Genomic DNA, 17,462 nt, shown 5'->3' on the forward strand with positions numbered 1-17,462 from the left:
TGATGCCACGCGGAGACAAACGAAGCTACACCGACAAGCAGAAGCGACAGGCCGAGCACATCGAGGAAGGTTACGAAGCTCGAGGCGTTCCCGACAAGGAAGCCGAACGGCGAGCCTGGGCAACCGTAAACAAAGAAACCCATGGTGGCAAAAAGAGCGGGTCCGGCAGAGGCACCGAAGAAGACACTTCACCGTCCCGCAAGGGCGGCAGGCTTGGCGGAAAAGCGTCCGCCAGCCGCCCAGCCTCTGAACGTTCCAAGTCAGCCAAGAAAGCTGCTCAAACTCGCAAGCGCCGTGCGGCGTGAAGGAGGCATAATGTCGACATGCGAAACCTGCGGCAATGACTATGACAAAGCTTTTCAGGTGACGATGAACGGCCAGGCGCACACGTTCGATAGCTTTGAGTGCGCAATTCATGCCCTGGCCCCGACGTGCAAACATTGCGGAACGCGCATTGTTGGACACGGCCTTGAAAAGAACGGCACGTATTATTGCTGCGACCACTGCGCCCAGGAGGAAGGTGTGACCGAGCTCCGCGATCGTCTGTAAAACCGGCAGAGTCTCGGCCGGCGGTACGGTTGATGGCCTTGCGCATGCGCTTCCAGGCACCTTCGTAATTCGTTGGATCGGTTGCCATGACCGATTTTTCACATCTTCGCCACGGCATGGTCGACGTTCAACTCGCACGCCGCGGAATCCGCGATCGACGCGTTCTGAACGCGATGAAGCAGATTCCTCGGGAGCGGTTCGTGGAATCCGGCCTGGAGGAGTTCGCCTATGAGGACGGTGCGCTGCCTATCGCGAACGGGCAGACCATCTCGCAGCCCTACATCGTCGCACTGATGACCGAAGCGGCCGAACTGAAGCCGCCGGACAAGGTGCTCGAAGTCGGAACCGGTTCGGGCTATGCCGCGGCGGTCGCGTCGCGGCTCGCCAAAACTGTCCACACCATCGAACGGCATGAAGATCTGGCCAGGATCGCCGCTGGGCGGCTTGCGGCGCTCGGGTACGACAATTGCATCGTCCATACCGGAGACGGCACCCGCGGCTTGCCCGAAGCGGCGCCATTCGACGCGATCCTGGTCGCCGCCGGCGGTCCCATCGTGCCGGATGCACTCAAGCGGCAATTGTCTATCGGCGGGCGCCTCGTCATTCCGGTCGGTGATTCCGAACACGAACAGTCGCTGCTGCGGATCACGCGCTGGAGCGACACCGAATACGAAGAAGAAACCTTCGGGGCCGTCCGCTTCGTGCCCCTGATCGGGGAGCAGGGATGGGCCGAGGACGGCACGCGTTCCGCCAGCAACCACATCCCCGGACGCACGCATTTCCGCTCGCTGACCGAGATGATCGGCGCCGCCGTCGAACCCTTGCCTTCCTTCCGCGATCCGGGCTTCGGTGCCCAGTTCGATCGCTTCGCGCAGTCCCGCGTCGTCCTGCTCGGCGAAGCCAGCCACGGTACGTCGGAGTTCTACCAGGCCCGAGCCGCGATCACGCGACACCTGATCGAGAAGCACGGCTTCACGACCGTCGCAGTGGAAGCGGATTGGCCTGATGCCGCCGCGATCGACCGCTATGTTCGCCATCGAGGGTCGCGCGGCCCGGACGAGAAGCCGTTCGAACGCTTCCCGACCTGGATGTGGCGTAACACCGATGTCGCCGCTTTCGTCGAGTGGATGCGCGAACACAACGACGGCAAGCCGGTAGGCGAGCAGGCCGCATGCTTCGGGCTCGACATCTATAACATGCGAAGCTCGATCGCGGCGGTCCTCTCCTACTTCGACAGCGTAGATCCTGAAGCAGCCGCTGTGGCCCGAGAACGCTACGGTTGCCTGACCCCTTGGCAGCGCGAACCTTCGACCTACGGCCGTGCCGTCCTGACCAAAGGCTACCGGAAATGCGAGGCGGAGGTCATCCGCCAGTGCCAGGACATCCTGGGAAAGCAACTCGACTACGCCGCGAGCGACCCGGACAGCTTCCTGGACGCGGCGCAGAACGCGCGGCTGGTCGCCTCGGCCGAGCGGTATTATCGGATCATGTACTATGGCGGAGCCGAATCCTGGAATCTGCGCGACACCCACATGTTCGAGACGTTGGGCCATATCCTGGACGCGCAAGGGCCCCGATCGAAGGCGGTGGTCTGGCGCACAATTCCCATATCGGAGACGCCCGCTTCACCGAGATGGGAGCGGTCCGCGAGGAGCTCAACATTGGTCAGCTTTGTCGAGAAAAGTTTGCCGACGCAGCGTGCCTGATCGGATTCCGCACCCATACCGGAACCGTTGCCGCAGCGTCGGACTGGGACGGCAAGATGGAAGTGATGCAGGTTCGACCCTCTCGGCCGGACAGTTACGAACGGCAATTTCACGATGCCGGTGTGGCGCGCGGCCTGCTCGAATTCCGCCGAGACGAAAGCCTTCGCCGTCGTTTGCTCGAGCCGCGCCTCGAACGCTTCATCGGCGTCATCTACCGGCCGAACACCGAGCTGCAAAGCCACTACGCGGAAGCGTCCATGCCTCAGCAATTCGATGCGTTCCTATGGTTCGACGAGACGAACGCCCTGTCAGGCCGCAGGAACGCGCCGTAGAGCGGTTCCATTGCGTTAAGTGCACGCCATCTCTTTTCAGGTCCGCATGAAGCCCTCGCACTCGCCTTCCGCCCAGGCGAGAACCCTCTCCACCGCCTCACCTTGCGCGTAACGGAGACACATCTTGGTTAGCGTCGCCTGGACATTGATCTGCAACGCAATCTTCGGCGGAGCCGGCGAAGCCGCGATGGAGAGCTTCTGATGATTGTAAGGATTGGGGTAGTGATAAAGGGTGCCCTTGGGCGGCTCTGCTTCCGCCCAAATCTTCAACGTCGTGAACTTCTCGTAGGCCGGAAGATCATAGCCTCCACTTGCAACCACCATTCTCTCAATCGATGACGGCTGTGAGAGATGAACGAGGAGACTCTTGGCGGCTTCCTTGTTTTTGGAAAATTCCCATATCGCCCAGAAGAAGGGCAGATACGGCGCGAAGCGGCCTTTCGGACCTGCCGGGAAGCCGTGGGTCCAGCATTGCGCGGCGATCTGTGGCGCATCTCGTTTCGCCACCGCCCAGGCACTAGGCGCATTCATGATCAGCGCTCCTCTGCCGGAGATGAGCCATTTGTTATTGGATGCATCGTCCCACGCCGCTACATCGGGAGGCAAAAGCCCGATCAACTTCCTGTAAAATTCCAGCGCTTGACGTACTTCATCGGTCCTGACTGTGATCTTGCCATGGGCATCGACCAGCTGTGCCCCGAATGACTGGAAGAATGCGCCGGCAGCAGCCACGCTATCGATCGTCTCTCCCAATCCGATGCCGAAGGGAAATCCTCCCCTGTGACAGGCTTCTGCTACTTTCAGGAAGGTTTCTGTTGTCCAATTGTCGGCTCTCGGCGGTCCTCCGGCCGGATACATGTCCTGCACGTCGATGCCGGCGTATTTTTTCATCAGGTCGATGCGAGAGCATGAAGCCTGGATTTGGCTACCAGCCGTGGCCGGAACGGCCATCCACCTGCCGTTCACTTGGCCGAGATACTGCACAACACTGTTAACTTCACCGTTCTGTTTGATGATCGGCTCCATGATATCGTTGACCGGCTCGAGCTGCTCGGCATGCGTGTGAGGCCGCCACGTCGACATCGCGAGAATGTCGTGGCCAGCTCTCGCTTGCGCTTCGGCGGCGATGGTCAGCAAGAGCTTGTTGCCCTGGGTTGTAATGTAATCGATCTGGACCTCGACTTTTTCCTTCGCAGCCCATTCCTGGATGAGATCGCCCGACGCCTTGTTGGCCTCGGGCACAAAATGATCCCAGAGACCTATCGATAGTTTGCCGGCAACGTAAGCACTGCGCACATGAGGCGCCGCGAAGAAGGCAACAGATGACATGGCGGTCGCTGCCGCAAATTGTCGTCGCGATATTCTGCGTGACATTGTTTCCCTCCAAACGGAGAAATCGGCTTTGCGATGCCCTTAGATTATCCGAGATCAGCTGGCGACCTTCTCAAACTGGATCAGACTGAACGCACCGGCACTAGACGTTTTGGCAAAAACGAAGCCGGCAGACTCAGTCAGGGTGCGGTATTCGGATTCCGTTCGTTCGACGCCGCCGGTCCCCCGCAACATGTTGAGATCGCTCATAGCGCGCGAACGGTGTTCAGGGTCGGCCACGGCAGGCTCCGGCATGATCCGTTCGACAATGATCAGCTTGCCGCCGGATGGAAGTGCATCCCGGCAATTGCGCAGGATGGTCCTGCAACGATCGTCCTTCCAATTATGGATGATGCTCTTCAATAAGATTGTGTCGGCGCCGCATGGCACCGTTTCGAAGAAGTTGCCGGCGACGAAGCGGCAGCGATTTGCGATACCCAGACGGTCGAAATGTGCCCGTGCCCCTTCCTCGCAGCGTGCAAGGTCAAAGACGATCCCTTCAAGACTGGGGTGGTGGCGCAGCACGCCGCCGAGCAGTTCGCCGGTGCCCCCACCCACATCCAGGACGACACGCGCGGTCGAGAAGTCGAAGGCCTCAACGATCTGAGGAACCACAGTCCGCGTGAGATTAACCATCGCGGCGTTGAACCGAGCGATCCATTCCGGCGAATTGCCTCCCGCGGCATAGCGGTCGTCGCCTTCTCCCCGGAGCTGGGTTGCGCTTTTTCCGGTGCGAACCGAATCGATTAGTCCGCTCCAGGATTGCACGAGGATCTCGCCCTCAAACAGAGCCCAGTCCTTGAAAGATTGATCGGCGCTGCCGTCGAGCTGCCGCCCAAGATCGGTCAAGGAAAATCGGTCCCGATCGACCTGCTTGCAGAGGCCGACAGTTGTCATGCCAACGAGCAGTCTGCGTAGCGCGCGCTCGTCCGTGAACACCAGCCCGGCGAGCTCGGCGGCCGATTTCGCATCTTCGCCGATGGCCTCGGCGAGATTGAGCTTCGCCGCCACATAGATCACCGCCGTGATGCGATGCGACTGCACGAGATCATGGATGGATTCTGATTGGCTCATGTGTTCCCCCGATGGTTCCTAAACCGAAACAACTTCCGTCGGTCCGATCTCCGGGCTTCTAATCGGTCGGGGCGAAGCCGGTTGCCTGTACGATCGCCTTCCACCGGTCGGATTCGGATGCGATCAGCCGGGCAAAGTCTCCCATGGCGATCGCGTCGGGCTCGACCGCCAATTTTCCCATGCCGGACTTCACCTCGTCGGTGCGTAGCGCCGCCTGGATGACGGTATTGAGCTTTTCAACGATGTTGGTCGGCGTCTTCGCGGGAAGGAAGAACCCATACCATGTGAGGTCCTCTAGCGCTGGATAGCCGGCTTCCCTCACCGTCGGTACCGCGGGAACGAATGGGCTGCGGCGCGGGCCGGTGGTGGCCAAGGCCCGAATATCTCCGGATTGGACGAGGCCGAGCGAGCTACCGACCGGCATGATCGCCGACGCGATCTCGCCTTTGAGCAAATCCTGAATCGCGCCATTGCCCTGATAGGGTACGTGAAGATAATCGAAGCCCGCAGTGCGCCCCAGCATCGCACCAAGGAAATGCAGGGTGGTCCCGGCACCCGGCGTGCCGTAGGTGGCCTGTTTCGGATTGGCGCGGCACCAAGCGACGAAATTTGTAAGGGTCTTCACCTGGCCTGGCACCTTCGAACCGACCGTCAGCAATGTCGGGGTCGAGGCAATTGTCGAGACCGGGGTGAAATCCTGCGGCTGGTATCTGAGCGTCTTGTAGACGTGCGGAAACAACATCATGAATCCAAGCGGCGCCAGCAGCATGACCGATCCGTCGGCGTCGGCCGCTTTCACCGCCTCCACCGCGACACGACCGCCTGCACCCGGCCGGGTCTCGACTACAATCGTTTCCGCATAATCTTTCATCTGGCCGGCAACGAGCCTTGCCAGGGCGTCCTGCAGCCCGGGCGTGAAACCCGACAATATATGCGCGGTTCTTGCAAGCTGTTGTGCGATGGCCCGCTTCGCGATGGTCGCGGCGGAGAACGCGACGCCAGCCGCCGCCACGGTCAATAAATCACGACGTGTGATCATCAACTGTCTCCTCACCGCGGTTTGATGCCTCGGCCCCCACTCTACGTTTGCATGTACCACGGCGGGGATGGGCTGGCTTGGTTTCCGGCTTACTTTTTCCTTACCATCAGCTTATTCTTGCGCTCGGGTAGAAGAACATCGATGATTTATAGCAGTTGCGGGGAAGTGGCGTGCGCTATTTCTTTGAAGATTTTTCATTCGATACCGATCGGCGCGAGCTACGTCACGGGACGGATGTAATCGCCATCGCGCCGCAAGTGTTCGACTTGCTCGGCTATTTGATCGACAATCGGGAGCGCGTCGTCAGCAAGGACGACCTCATACGCACTATCTGGGAAGGCCGCGCTGTCTCGGATGTGGCTCTGACCACTCGCTTGAATGCAGCGCGGAAGGCCATTGGTGACTCCGGCGATGAGCAACGTCTCATCAAGACCCTTCCGCGCAAGGGCTTCCGTTTCGTCGGCACGGTACATGAAATGCCCGATCCGGCGAACGCGACCATCGCGAGCGGTTCGCCGAGACCCGCGTTCTCCGTCCCTGACAAACCCTCACTTGTCGTTCTGCCGTTCGCCAATCTGAGCCCTGATCCCGATCAGGAATATTTCGTTGACGGCGTGACCGAGAGCCTGACGACGGATTTATCACGCATGGCCGGTATTTTCGTGATCGGTCGCAACACTGCTTTCACCTACAAGGGAAAGCATGTCGATCTGAAGCAGATCGGTCGCGAACTTGGCGTTCGTTATGTCCTTGAAGGTTCCGTGCAGCGGGGTGGAGACCGCATGCGCATCAACGTCCAGCTCATCGATGCCGAAACCGGCAATCATCTCTGGGCCGAACGATTCGACAAGCCGATCGCCGATATCTTCGACATGCAGGACGAAATCGGTGCGCGCCTTGCGGGCCAGCTCGGAACGGAATTGGCCACCGCCGAGGCCCGCCGGGCGGCGCGGGCGCCACTTCCCGATTCAATGGATCTGTATTTCCAGGGCATGGCCAGTGTGAACCGGGGAGGAGCCCCCACTATCCTGGCGCAAGCGCGCAAGTTCTTCGAACGGGCTCTCTGCCTGGATGCCGGCAACGTTGAGGCAATGGTTGGGATGGCATTCGTGGATGCCATGCGGGCCACGTCCATGATGACCAGCGACCGAACCGCGCGCCTGTTGGCTGTCGAGGCGTCCCTGGCCGAGATACTGGCACACACGCCAGATCATGCGATGGCGCATTGCATCGTGGGTGTGACCCAGATTTTCTCCAAGCGCGCCGCCCAGGGTATCGCCGAATGCGAGCGCGCCTTGGCGTTGGATCGAAATCTGGCCGCCGCTCACGCGTGGATTGGACTTGGCAAGTGCTATCTAGGCCGGGCTGAGGAAACCGAAGCCTGCATCATGAATGCATTTCGGCTGTCTCCCCGAGACAACCGGGCATCCAGCTGGATGAATACCGCGGGCGTCGCGCAGTCATATCTTGCCGCCGATGAGGCTGCGGTCAACTGGTTCAAGCGATCGATCGAGAACAACCGGAATGTCGCGGCATTCGTTCACTTCTATCTGGCCGCGGCGCTGGCGCATCTCGGGCGGATCGAGGAAGCGCGGGCTTCGTTGCAGGCGGGCCTCGTTCTCGATCCCCATTTCAGCATCGCCCAATTCCACGCCAGTTCGCCAACAGACAATCCGATCTGTCTCGGACAGCGGATCCGGATAGCCGAGGGTTTGCGCAACGCAGGACTTCGCGAGAAGTGAATGGTAAGCAGCCAATTGGGGGCTGGGAACTCGATCTTGCGAACTTCTACTGTTGCTCAGACTCACCACCCCACGCGGATCTTCCGCCGAGAATTGCCCTCCCCGCGAGGCTGCACTTCGCCGTTCACGAGTTAGCCAACGCCTTGCCCGCCTAGCCTCCTTACGTCCTTGAGCATGGCATCAGGTCATGCTGCCGGGCATGAAACAACGAACCCCTGGGTGGCCGTCGATGTAATGCTTCCATACCATTGTCGGCCCGGCACGGTTCGGCTCCTTTACGACCGCGCCGTCAGGAACCACGACCCACTCGCCTTCGATGCGGACGCGATAATGTCCGCGATTAGAATCCCAATCCGAGTCAAGGACCATGTATCCGTCGGCATTCGTGCAGCACTGCCCAAAGTCACTCTGCAGGCTTTCGAACCATGACTTTAGCGGCGAGTTGGCGTAGCGCCCATCATCACGAGCGAGCACCGGTGTCGCCAACGCAATCAGGCAAACCATCAGCGCTGCATATATTCTCGTGAACATTGCTTCCTCTGTACGATGTTGCAGCGCGCTAGCGCGTACCTGCTGTCTGCTCCCGCCTATGCTGAGATCGGAAGCGCGACAAAATCCGGTTTACGCGGCTATCGAGCGAATGCTGCAGGCTCAGCAGGGTCGAATGTACCGGGCCGAGAAAATACAAAATGAGACATCACCGGTACTTCCAAATCGTCGCTGCCGTCCTGGACGATCAGAATGAGGCTCGCTCCACCATTGGCAACTGTTAGGATGATCGGTTCACCGGCCCATGTCCTAATCGGCTCCATGGCCATGATTAGAAACTCGCCGATTGGCTGATCCAAATACTGAAGCCTTAGCTGCGGCGCGACTTTGGCGGGGGCAAGTTGGAGGCCCAGCAGTTGCGCGCGCGCATAGATGTTCCCCAGCGTTGCCGTTTTGCCCTCAAAGCCAAGTTCAGCTGGCGATACGACAACAAGCTCGACCTCGGTTTTCTTCTCACTAAGGATAAAGCTCGGCCGGCCGACAATCTCGTCAGCCGAACTCCCAACACCGCAGCCCAGTGCACTCATCGCGCGGCGAAGGGCGGCCAAATCCGCAAACGTCCCGACAGTAATCCTCTTCCACATAGGAACGTCGGCAGCGGACCTGAATGAAGTCCGGGCGCCGCGGGCCGGCGGAGCCCCCTTGAGCGCCAGGCGATTGCGCAGGACATCCTGCGGCGAGCATTGGGCTTTAGCAGCGTTGGGGAACGCGACGACAAGCGCACCGCAGACAAGTAGGCTGGCACTCCATCTTGGAGATGCAGCCGCCTGTCGCATTCTATCAGAGTCGTAGGTGGCAGCACTCATTGTCGCCTCCGCCGCGTTTTCTCGCCTGCCTAGACTGCCGAAGCTCGGCCCAGTGCGCTTTACGAGCGGCTTACATTTTCCTTATCGGTGGCTTATTCCCTTCCATTGATGATGCCTGGAATGAGAAGCCCCGCCCGGCGGACCGGACGGGGCTTGGTGGAGTGGGCCTACTCGCCATTCTTTCGCGGCCGCGACCACAGGAGGGTGTAGCCTTCACCGCCTTCGTCGTCGAACAGGTTCGCGTAGATCGGCGCGTTGAACGAGGGGTCATCGAGCTTGAGCGAGAGGTAGTCGCGCCCCTCTTCGGAGCGCTTCGACCAGGCCGCGCCGATCTCCGCGCGACCCACATAGATGCGGTAGCTGGGAGCGTTGTCGTTGGATCGGTTGGTCTCGGCTACGATGCGGACGCCCTTGGCCTTCAGGCTCAGGGTCACGATCTCGCCCTGGAATTCGTTACCGACCTTCTTGAAAGAACCGATGTTAGCCATGTCACTTCTCCCGTTGTGTTTCGAGCCCGCGACCATCGCGGCCTCGATGGCGATCTAGGGCCGAGGACGATCGGCGACGCACCCGGTCGGGCCGGAGCGCAGCGGAGGACGTCGTTGTGGCGAGTTTCTTGTCTCGCGAGGAATGGGCAAAGCCCAGGGGAAGAAAGTCGCAGCAACGGCGTTGCGGCTCAGACGATCGAGGCGAAGCCGGTCTTCGGCCAGATCAAGCCATCAACGAGGCCACGTGCGTCCGCGTGCTGAACCGCAATCTCGGGAGAAGACGTGGCTTATCTCGGTTTTGATGAACAAGAGGTCGGAACGATTCAGCGCAGAAAGAGAAAAAATCTGCTGCAAAGGGCGGTATCGTCTCCCAGAACGGATCGAGTCAACACCGCTCCGCCGGGGCTGCGTGAGCCAGACCGAAATGCCAGCGGCTTGATCGAGGAGCTCCGAGGAGGACTGCCTCTCCCGCGCTCGGGTCTCGATCGTCTCCCGTTCAGCGCGCCGATCTACGTCAACCTTTTCGACGATGAAGGCGGTACGGACACCCCCCGGGCCTTCCGGCCGTAAGACTGGTTAGGACGGACTCTCCGCCACCCCACCCGGCTCGAACGGGCGGGTCTCTGCCAGAATGATCAAGCGCGTCCATGACGTGACGCCAATGCAAACCGCGCCCAGGCAAGCGAAGACCTCACGCCAAGCCAACGAAGGCACCCCGATCTTGGACAAGGCGAACACCACATGATAGCCGGCAACGGCGGCGGGAATAGCAAATGCCGTCGCGATCGCGATGCGCAAAGCCAAGGACCGGATAATTGCGACGGCAACCTGGCCGAGGGCGAGCGTCAGCGCACCGCCGGCCGTCGCGATAAGCAGCGCACCTATGAGGCCTGCGCCGCTCCGAAAGGCGGTCATCCCGATACTCAGTGCGACGAAAAACGGCAGGGCATATACAGCGAGCGCAAAGATCGCCCAGCAGAACAAGCCAATTCCGAGTATGTTGAGAACAAGCCCAAGGGCGAGCATGGCGGTGGCTCCATGTGCATAGGTCTAGCGGTCGCGCCTTCCACCACCACCACGGCGCAACCTGGACATAGGATCGAAACGAGGCGGAGTTGCGGCGCATGCCACTCCGCTTCAATGATCGACGGCGAACGGCGCTCACGCGCCGCCGAACCTCCAGACAGGGATGCCGAGCCGCTTCGCCTTGTCGGCGAGGTTGTCCTGAATTCCAGTGCCAGGGAAGTGCATGACACCGATCGGCAGGAGTTCGATCATGGCGTCGTTGCGCTTGAACGGTGCTGCCTTGGCATGTTTCGTCCAGTCGGGCTTGAATGCTATTTGAGGTACCTTGCGGGTCGTGGCCCATTTGGAGGCGATCAGTTCGGCTCCCTTAGGGGAGCCGCCGTGAAGCAGCACCATATCGGGGTGCTTGACGTGAACCTTGTCGAGCCGGTCCCAGATGAGGTGATGGTCATTGAAGTCGAGCCCGCCGGTGAGTGCGATCTTCGGTCCTGAGGGCAACAAGACCTCGATTTCGGCACGGCGCTTGGCAGCAATGAAGTCGCGGGAGTCGATCATCGCGGCGGTCAGCGTGCGGTGGTTCACCAGCGAGCCCGATCGCGGACGCCAGAATGAGCCGGTATGTGTCTCAAACCGCTCGATGGCCTGGTCGCGGAAAAGCTCCAGGCAGCTGCGGCGCTCGATCAACGTGATGCCTTCAGCCGTGAGGCGCTCGAGTTCGACTGATCGTACCTCGGAGCCGTTCTGCTCGCGCTGGCTCTTCTGCTGCGCTTGTTCATTGTCGTCGAGTTGACGCTCGATGCGGTCGACGGCGCGATGGAACAGGTTGACTGTCGACCAGAGCAGATCGCCTAAGTCCGGCTCGAGCCGCGTGTCGCTCAGCGTCGCGACCAGGGCGTCGAAGATATCGGCGACAGCGCCAGCGATCATCTTGCCGTCGGGAAGCGGTCGCGGGTCAGGCTGGTCGTCGAAGGGACGGTAGCCGAAGAGCTGTAGTTCGGTGAGGACATGGTCAGTTGGAGAAGAGGTGTGCGCCGGTTCGTTGTCGTCGTGGTCGGTCATTGGAAGGACCCTTTGCCGGATCGGCCGCGCCCATCGCGGCCTTCGTGGCGATCACTCAGACGGCGGGCGGAGCGGGCCAGAACCCGCAAGGGCCGAAGCGGCAGCGGAGGATGGCGGAGGCCGGCTATTTTGCTTCGCGATGCAAAGCGCGCCGGTTTGATGGCTGTTATGTATGCGCATCGCCGGCGCGCGGCGGAAAATAGCCGGGCGTAGCCATTGCCGGCCCGGTCCGGTTGCCGTCCGATCGCCCTCTAGAAGGCCGAGGTCGCGCCCTCGTCCGGCAATGGCCTCGTTATGACCGACCTATCAACGTCGATCGAAGCACCGGCCTATTCTGCGGCTAGCGTCGACGGATGCAGGAAACGGACGACGTCCTCTGGTACGAGTTGAAGCCGCAACGCTGCTCGGAGGGTCTCGAGACCGAAGATGCGCAGGTCTTCGTTTAAATCGCCCAGCCGGGGCGACAACGTAATCGCTTCAATGCCGGCGTCTTCCGCGCGCTGAGTGAGAGTTGCCTGCACGGCATCTCCGGCGGCATCTGCGTCTCGGACAATATAGAGCCGTCGTAGCCCAGACGGCAGCAACATGGCTGTGAGGTGATTGGCCGAGAGCGCCGCGGCCATAGGCATAGTCGGCAGCACGTAACACAGCGAGAGTATCGTCTCGATTCCCTCGCCGGCAGCGAGCACGTCGTCCACCACGCCGAAGCGAACGGCGTTGCCGAGCAGGTGGCCCATGGCCCGCCGTGGCGTGTGGACCGGAGCCTTGCCGAGACGAGTGCGATCAAAGCCGTCTGGATCCAGCCACGTTCGGTGCGCTCCGGTGACCCGCCCCTCGAGGTCCGTGACGCAAGCGATCATCGCCGGCCATATTTCGGTCGGCGAATGCTCATCCGGACGATAGTAGCAACGAGGGTGGAAGCGCAGGCTGCCGCCATGGTGGATGCGCGCTATTCCGCGCCGCTTCAAATACGTGTCGACCACCGTCCCCTCGATCGGGCTGGATATCGCAATGAGCCGACGGGCGGATTCCTGCGATCCAGCTGGCGCCACCGAACGAACGGGTTTCGGAGCCTCTTGCTGCTCGATACGAGGCAACTTCAGAAAGCGCCTCGCTTCCTCGGCGGCTTCGCCGAAGTCGCGCAAATCCCGACAATGGCGGATGATGTCGAGGAGGTCGCCATGTTCGCCGGTCGCAGCATCCGTCCACTTGCCAGCAGGCCCCTTCGGCGATTCCTGGAGCCGCACGAACATCGAGCGGCCCGGCGTGTTGTGGACGTCGCCGACCACCCAGTATCGCCCCGCCCGCTTGCCATTGGAGAGATAGTATCGGCACACTGCCTCAGCCTCGCGCGCGAGGCGGCGTGCCAGTTCGGAAGCGTCGGAGGCCATCACGCGGCCTCCCGCTGACTGACACGCGCGACCGGATAGGTGTCGAGCACCTTTGTCAGGATCCCGACGCCGCTTGCGTCCGTGGGTACGAACATCCGCAGCTTCCAGGAGATGATCTCCCCGAAGAGACCGTAAGCGCGCAGGCGATCGCGCATCGTGTCGTTGAATCCCGACACCTCGATGCGATATGCGCCCATGACCCGGACGCGGCGAAGCTGGAGCCCCTCCGCGAGGTCGAGGACGGTACGTCCTTCCATAACCGCGGCAAAGGCAGCGTCCGGCGTCAGGGTGGGCGCGTCCGCCGAGAGGGCGTTTGCGACCCACGCGGCAGAAACCTTACGGCCGATGATGCGTTCGCCCGCATCGGTCTGGAGCCGATAGACGCGGGTCGATTCATTCGGCAGCCGTTTCCAGATGGGTAACAGCAAGCCGGCCACGACGTGGATCTTGCTTTCCGTGAACTCGGGGACCTCGGCAAGCTCCGCCAGCCAGGCTGCGGCGAAGCGTTCACGGTCCGCATCGACCCAATGGCTCTCCGCCATCATGGTCAGGGGGACCCTGTGCTGTTCCATAGGCCGGATCAGGCAGACGCGGCGCTCGATCTCGCCGTCGTCGAGCATGACGCTTGCCGTTGGGATCTGCACGGCGGCTCGTCCCGACCGCTCATTGATCAGCAGGACAGCGCGATGATCGGAAAGGCGATCGAGAGCATTATCCAGGTTCACAGGATGGTTGCGCTGTCGCTGCGTGATCGTGAGCAGCCGGGTCTCGGCGCCAGTACCCGGATGGACATAGATGGTCCGCCGGTCGGCGACGACAAAACTTTCGGCTCGGAGCGTTTCCAGCCCAATGTCGTAGGTGCCCGACGCGACAGCACCCTCGATCCGAGCGGTCAAGAGCTGCTCGAAGGCGGTGAAGAGGACATTCTGCAGATCGATGGTGAGCGCCAACAGCCTGTTCAGGAAGGTCGTAATCGGCGGCAGGTCATCCCTGAGCCCATTGGCGTCCGTCAGCTTCAGGCCAGTCGCATCTTCGAACCTCTCGAGCGAGCATCCCTCGACCTTGCCTCGCACTAGCAGGGTGTAGAGTTGACGCAACGCATCGCGCCCGTACTGGCTTTCGAGATTGTCCTCGGGTCTGAACAGGCCCTGCCCTCCGGTCTGGCGCTGGCCGCGCGTAATGGCTCCCAATGTGTCGAGCCGACGTGCGATGGTGCTGAGGAAGCGCTTTTCGGCCTTCACGTCGGTCGCGATGGGTCGAAACAGCGGCGGCTGCGCCTGGTTGGTGCGGTTGGTCCGGCCGAGCCCCTGGATCGCAGCGTCGGCCTTCCAGCCGGGCTCGAGGAGGTAATGGACGCGCAGACGGCGATTCCGGGCCGACAGTTCGGCGTGATAGCTCCTCCCCGTGCCACCCGCGTCGGAGAACACGAGGATCCGCTTGACGTCATCCATGAAGGCCGATGTCTCAGCGAGATTGGCCGAACCGGCGCGGTTTTCGACTATCAGCCGGTCGCCCTTACGGACGAGCCGGCGCGATCGGCCAGTCACTTCGGCCACCATGTCGGTGCCGAAGCGCTGCACGATTTGATCCAGCGCGCCCGGTACCGGAGGGAGCGAGGCGAGCTTCTCGATGAGGCGGCCACGTCGTGCGACGGCTTCCCGGCTCTCAACCGGCTGGCCGTCCCGATAGACAGGCCGGGAGCAGAGGTTGCCCTCCGAATCGGTAAAGGGCTCGTAGAGCTGGACCGGGAAGGAATGGGCGAGATAGTCGAGCACATACTCGCGCGGGGTGATTTCGACCTGCACGTCGCCCCAGTCTTCGGTCGGAATCTCGGCCAGCCGGCGCTCCATCAGCGCTTCGCCCGTTGAGACAATCTGGATGACGGCGGCATGGCCGGCGTCGAGATCGCCTTCGATCGATCGGATCAACGACGGCGTCTTCATCGAGGTCAGGAGATGACCGAAGAAGCGCTGTTTGGCACTCTCAAAGGCGGATCGGGCCGCCGATTTTGCCTGCCCGTTCAGCGTCCCGGTTTCGCCGGTGATGTTTGCGGCCCGCATCGCCGCATCGAGGTTGTTGTGAATGATACTGAACGCATCCGCATAGGCGTCGTAGATGCGAACCTGCTCCGGCGTCAGCTGGTGCTCAACGAGTTCGTACTCGACGCCCTCGTAAGAGAGCGACCGCGCCGCGTAGAGACCAAGCGCCTTGAGGTCGCGCGCCAGCACCTCCATCGCCGCGACGCCGCCCTCCTCGATCGCTTCGACGAACTCGGCACGTGTGGCGAACGGGAAGTCGGCGCCGCCCCACAGGCCAAGACGGTGGGCGTAAGCGAGATTGTGAACCGTGGTGGCGCCCGTCGCCGACACATAAACCACGCGAGCGTTCGGCAAGGCGTGCTGGAGCCTCAGCCCTGCGCGCCCCTGCTGAGAGGCCGCCTGGTCGCCGCGCTCGCCCTTGCCGCCGACCGCATTCTGCATGGCATGGCTCTCGTCGAAGACGATCACTCCGTCGAAGTCGGAGCCCAACCATTCAACGATCTGCCCGACACGCGAAAGCTTCTCGCCACGCTCATCGGTGCGCAGCGTGGCGTAGGTGGCAAAAAGGATGCCTTCCGAAAGCCGGATCGGAGTGCCCTGGCGAAACCGGGAAAGAGGCGTCACGAGCAGTCGCTCCATGCCGAGCGCGGCCCAGTCGCGCTGCGCGTCCTCGATCAGCTTGTCGGACTTGCTGATCCAGACCGCACGGCGGCGCCTCTTAAGCCAGTTGTCGAGAAGGATGCCAGCTACCTGCCGCCCCTTACCCGCGCCCGTGCCATCGCCCAAGAACCAGCCGCGGCGGAAGCGGACGGCGTTCTCGGCGTCGTCCGGCGCGGCGGCCACAAGATCGAAGGTCGCATCGACCGTCCAAGAGCCCGCCAGAAATTCGGAATGAGCCTCGCCAGCATAAATAACGCTCTCGATCTGGGCGTCCGACAGAACTCCATTTGCCACCAGGTCCGAAGGCAGGTGCGGCCGGTACGACGGCTTCGGCGGCGCAACGGACGCCATCGCGGCGGACTGCACGAGCTTGGTGGGATGCGCGCACGATCCAGGAATACGGATCGACTGCAATCCGTACTCCTCATAAAGAGCATCGGTGAGGCGGGCGCCTTGGGGCGGCGACCATTCGACGGTCTCGTACGTAAGCTCCACACCTTCTGGTGCGCTCCCCGACGTGGACGACGGGCTTGGTGCAATGGTGCCGGCCGATCGGGGTATTGCAGGGCGCCTAACGATGTCGGCCACGATCGGCGTGGCGACGGGCAGCCTCGGAGGCATGTGCTTAGTCACCCAGTCAAGCAAGGTGGCAACATCGTCCGCCATGCCTGGCGAAGCGGGAAAGACCTTCGGATCTGCGGCGGGCAACTTGTCGATTACAAGCAGCCTCGTGTCCGTCTGAGTGCCGTGCTTGGCGTACACAGCACCGTCGATCGCGGCAGAAAACACGACGCGCCCGCGCTCCTGGAGGCGAACAAATGCCTGTAGCCACGCCGGGTTATCCGGCGCAAGGCCCGCACCAGCGATGGCGACGAGGCGTCCACCGTCGCAAAGACGCGCGAGCGCCGAAGCGATGTGCCGGAAAGCGGCGTCCACCATCCGTCGATCGACATTCGCCACTGCGGAGAATGGCGGGTTCATCAGAACGACGCTCGGTACGACCTTCGCGTCGAGATGATCATTGATCTGCGCGGCGTCGAACCGCGTAACCTCAACGTTGGCAAACAAATGATCTAGCAGCGCCGCACGGCCTTCGGCCAACTCGTTCAATATCAAGGAGCCGCCGGCGAGTTCGGCAAGGATGGCGAGCAAACCGGTCCCTGCGGATGGCTCCAGCACGCGATCGGCAGGCGTGATCCTGGCTGCGGTGCATGCGGCCAGCCCAAGCGGAATCGGCGTCGAGAACTGCTGAAACGCCTGACTGTTCTCGGAACGCCGCGTATGGGTCGGCAGACAGCTCGCGATTTTGGCGAGCATCGGCAGCATCGCCGCGGTCGAACCCGCCCTCGCGCGCATGGCCGGGCCGAACTTGCGAAGGAATAGAACGGTTGCCACCTCGCAGACGTCATAGGCGGTCTTCCAGTTCCAGGCGCCGGACGCGTCCGAGGCACCGAAGGCAGCCTCCATGGCACCACGCAGGACGGCGGCATCGATGCGACGGCCGCGCTCCAGATCGGTCAAGAGCTGTCGCGCGGCCCTGGTGGCGGCCGAGGTGAGACTTGCAGGGGCACGCATCGAGAGCGGCGCGGCGCCGCCTGGGAAAGATTCGGTCATGGCAGGATTTCTTTCAG

General features: G+C 61.8%; 14 protein-coding genes and 1 pseudogene. 5 read left to right on the forward strand and 10 right to left on the reverse strand.

Annotated features, from left to right (window positions below; translation table 11 throughout):
• Positions 1–2 precede the first annotated feature (2 nt).
• The 3 genes and pseudogenes from N2603_RS35975 (at position 3) to N2603_RS35985 (ending at position 2,587) form a co-directional block, all read left to right on the forward strand.
• Positions 3–305 (forward strand): plasmid stabilization protein, encoded by a 303-nt coding sequence (locus tag N2603_RS35975; RefSeq protein ID WP_234683705.1) that lies wholly within the window; start codon positions 3–5, stop codon positions 303–305.
• Between the two features lie 10 nt (positions 306–315).
• The gene (locus N2603_RS35980; protein WP_260385865.1) at positions 316–549 is read left to right on the forward strand and encodes a hypothetical protein; all 234 of its coding nucleotides are present in this window, start codon (positions 316–318) and stop codon (positions 547–549) included.
• 86 nt (positions 550–635) lie between these two features.
• Positions 636–2,587, forward strand: a pseudogene (locus N2603_RS35985) (protein-L-isoaspartate(D-aspartate) O-methyltransferase).
• A gap of 36 nt (positions 2,588–2,623) precedes the next feature.
• Here N2603_RS35985 and N2603_RS35990 read toward each other — a convergent pair.
• Genes N2603_RS35990 through N2603_RS36000 form a run of 3 tightly spaced genes read right to left on the reverse strand, consistent with a single transcriptional unit; the run spans position 2,624 to position 6,071 of the window.
• Positions 2,624–3,961 carry an ABC transporter substrate-binding protein gene (locus N2603_RS35990; RefSeq protein WP_260385866.1) on the reverse strand — a complete coding sequence of 446 codons (1,338 nt, stop codon included), beginning with the start codon at positions 3,959–3,961 and terminating at the stop codon, positions 2,624–2,626.
• 54 nt (positions 3,962–4,015) lie between these two features.
• On the reverse strand, positions 4,016–5,032 hold the full coding sequence (locus N2603_RS35995) for a methyltransferase (RefSeq protein WP_260385867.1): 1,017 nt from the start codon (positions 5,030–5,032) through the stop codon (positions 4,016–4,018).
• Positions 5,033–5,090: 58 nt separating this feature from the next.
• Entirely contained in the window at positions 5,091–6,071 is a 981-nt protein-coding gene (locus N2603_RS36000) for a tripartite tricarboxylate transporter substrate-binding protein (protein ID WP_260385868.1), read from the reverse strand.
• A 170-nt stretch (positions 6,072–6,241) separates the two neighbouring features.
• On the opposite strand from N2603_RS36000, the gene N2603_RS36005 reads away from it, so the two are divergent.
• The gene (locus tag N2603_RS36005) at positions 6,242–7,813 is read left to right on the forward strand and encodes a winged helix-turn-helix domain-containing tetratricopeptide repeat protein (RefSeq protein ID WP_260385869.1); all 1,572 of its coding nucleotides are present in this window, start codon (positions 6,242–6,244) and stop codon (positions 7,811–7,813) included.
• A 180-nt stretch (positions 7,814–7,993) separates the two neighbouring features.
• Here N2603_RS36005 and N2603_RS36010 read toward each other — a convergent pair whose 3' ends face one another.
• From N2603_RS36010 to N2603_RS36020, 3 genes are all read right to left on the reverse strand, one after another.
• A complete protein-coding gene (locus N2603_RS36010) occupies positions 7,994–8,344 on the reverse strand; it encodes a hypothetical protein (RefSeq protein ID WP_260385870.1) in 351 nt (116 codons plus the stop codon).
• Positions 8,345–8,442: 98 nt separating this feature from the next.
• On the reverse strand, positions 8,443–9,168 hold the full coding sequence (locus N2603_RS36015; RefSeq protein WP_260385872.1) for a hypothetical protein: 726 nt from the start codon (positions 9,166–9,168) through the stop codon (positions 8,443–8,445).
• 167 nt (positions 9,169–9,335) lie between these two features.
• Positions 9,336–9,656 (reverse strand): DUF736 domain-containing protein, encoded by a 321-nt coding sequence (locus N2603_RS36020; RefSeq protein WP_260385873.1) that lies wholly within the window; start codon positions 9,654–9,656, stop codon positions 9,336–9,338.
• Between the two features lie 282 nt (positions 9,657–9,938).
• On the opposite strand from N2603_RS36020, the gene N2603_RS36025 reads away from it, so the two are divergent.
• Positions 9,939–10,226, forward strand: coding sequence for a hypothetical protein (locus tag N2603_RS36025; RefSeq protein ID WP_260385874.1), 288 nt, complete (start codon positions 9,939–9,941; stop codon positions 10,224–10,226).
• Positions 10,227–10,232: 6 nt separating this feature from the next.
• Here the strand turns inward: N2603_RS36025 and N2603_RS36030 are convergent, their stop codons facing one another.
• From N2603_RS36030 to N2603_RS36045, 4 genes are all read right to left on the reverse strand, one after another.
• Positions 10,233–10,682: a hypothetical protein gene (locus N2603_RS36030; RefSeq protein ID WP_260385875.1), complete on the reverse strand. Its 450-nt coding sequence runs from the start codon at positions 10,680–10,682 to the stop codon at positions 10,233–10,235.
• A gap of 135 nt (positions 10,683–10,817) precedes the next feature.
• Positions 10,818–11,741 carry a DUF2493 domain-containing protein gene (locus tag N2603_RS36035; RefSeq protein WP_260385876.1) on the reverse strand — a complete coding sequence of 308 codons (924 nt, stop codon included), beginning with the start codon at positions 11,739–11,741 and terminating at the stop codon, positions 10,818–10,820.
• A gap of 329 nt (positions 11,742–12,070) precedes the next feature.
• Positions 12,071–13,132, reverse strand: coding sequence for a DUF7146 domain-containing protein (locus tag N2603_RS36040; protein WP_260385877.1), 1,062 nt, complete (start codon positions 13,130–13,132; stop codon positions 12,071–12,073).
• Positions 13,132–17,445: a strawberry notch family protein gene (locus tag N2603_RS36045; RefSeq protein ID WP_260385878.1), complete on the reverse strand. Its 4,314-nt coding sequence runs from the start codon at positions 17,443–17,445 to the stop codon at positions 13,132–13,134. Before N2603_RS36045 ends, N2603_RS36040 begins: the two co-directional genes overlap by 1 nt.
• Between the last annotated feature and the right edge of the window lie 17 nt (positions 17,446–17,462).

The organism is Bradyrhizobium huanghuaihaiense, assembly GCF_025200885.1.
GTDB lineage: Bacteria > Pseudomonadota > Alphaproteobacteria > Rhizobiales > Xanthobacteraceae > Bradyrhizobium > Bradyrhizobium huanghuaihaiense.

Coding starts and splice junctions, on each gene's coding strand:
- N2603_RS36030 (WP_260385875.1), bottom strand. CDS start 10,682: ATGCTCGCCCTTGGGCTTGTTCTCAACATACTCGGAATTGGCTTGTTC.
- N2603_RS36010 (WP_260385870.1), bottom strand. CDS start 8,344: ATGTTCACGAGAATATATGCAGCGCTGATGGTTTGCCTGATTGCGTTG.
- N2603_RS35995 (WP_260385867.1), bottom strand. CDS start 5,032: ATGAGCCAATCAGAATCCATCCATGATCTCGTGCAGTCGCATCGCATC.
- N2603_RS36015 (WP_260385872.1), bottom strand. CDS start 9,168: ATGAGTGCTGCCACCTACGACTCTGATAGAATGCGACAGGCGGCTGCA.
- N2603_RS35980 (WP_260385865.1), top strand. CDS start 316: ATGTCGACATGCGAAACCTGCGGCAATGACTATGACAAAGCTTTTCAG.
- N2603_RS36000 (WP_260385868.1), bottom strand. CDS start 6,071: ATGATCACACGTCGTGATTTATTGACCGTGGCGGCGGCTGGCGTCGCG.
- N2603_RS36040 (WP_260385877.1), bottom strand. CDS start 13,132: ATGGCCTCCGACGCTTCCGAACTGGCACGCCGCCTCGCGCGCGAGGCT.
- N2603_RS35975 (WP_234683705.1), top strand. CDS start 3: ATGCCACGCGGAGACAAACGAAGCTACACCGACAAGCAGAAGCGACAG.
- N2603_RS36035 (WP_260385876.1), bottom strand. CDS start 11,741: ATGACCGACCACGACGACAACGAACCGGCGCACACCTCTTCTCCAACT.
- N2603_RS36045 (WP_260385878.1), bottom strand. CDS start 17,445: ATGACCGAATCTTTCCCAGGCGGCGCCGCGCCGCTCTCGATGCGTGCC.
- N2603_RS35990 (WP_260385866.1), bottom strand. CDS start 3,961: ATGTCACGCAGAATATCGCGACGACAATTTGCGGCAGCGACCGCCATG.
- N2603_RS36020 (WP_260385873.1), bottom strand. CDS start 9,656: ATGGCTAACATCGGTTCTTTCAAGAAGGTCGGTAACGAATTCCAGGGC.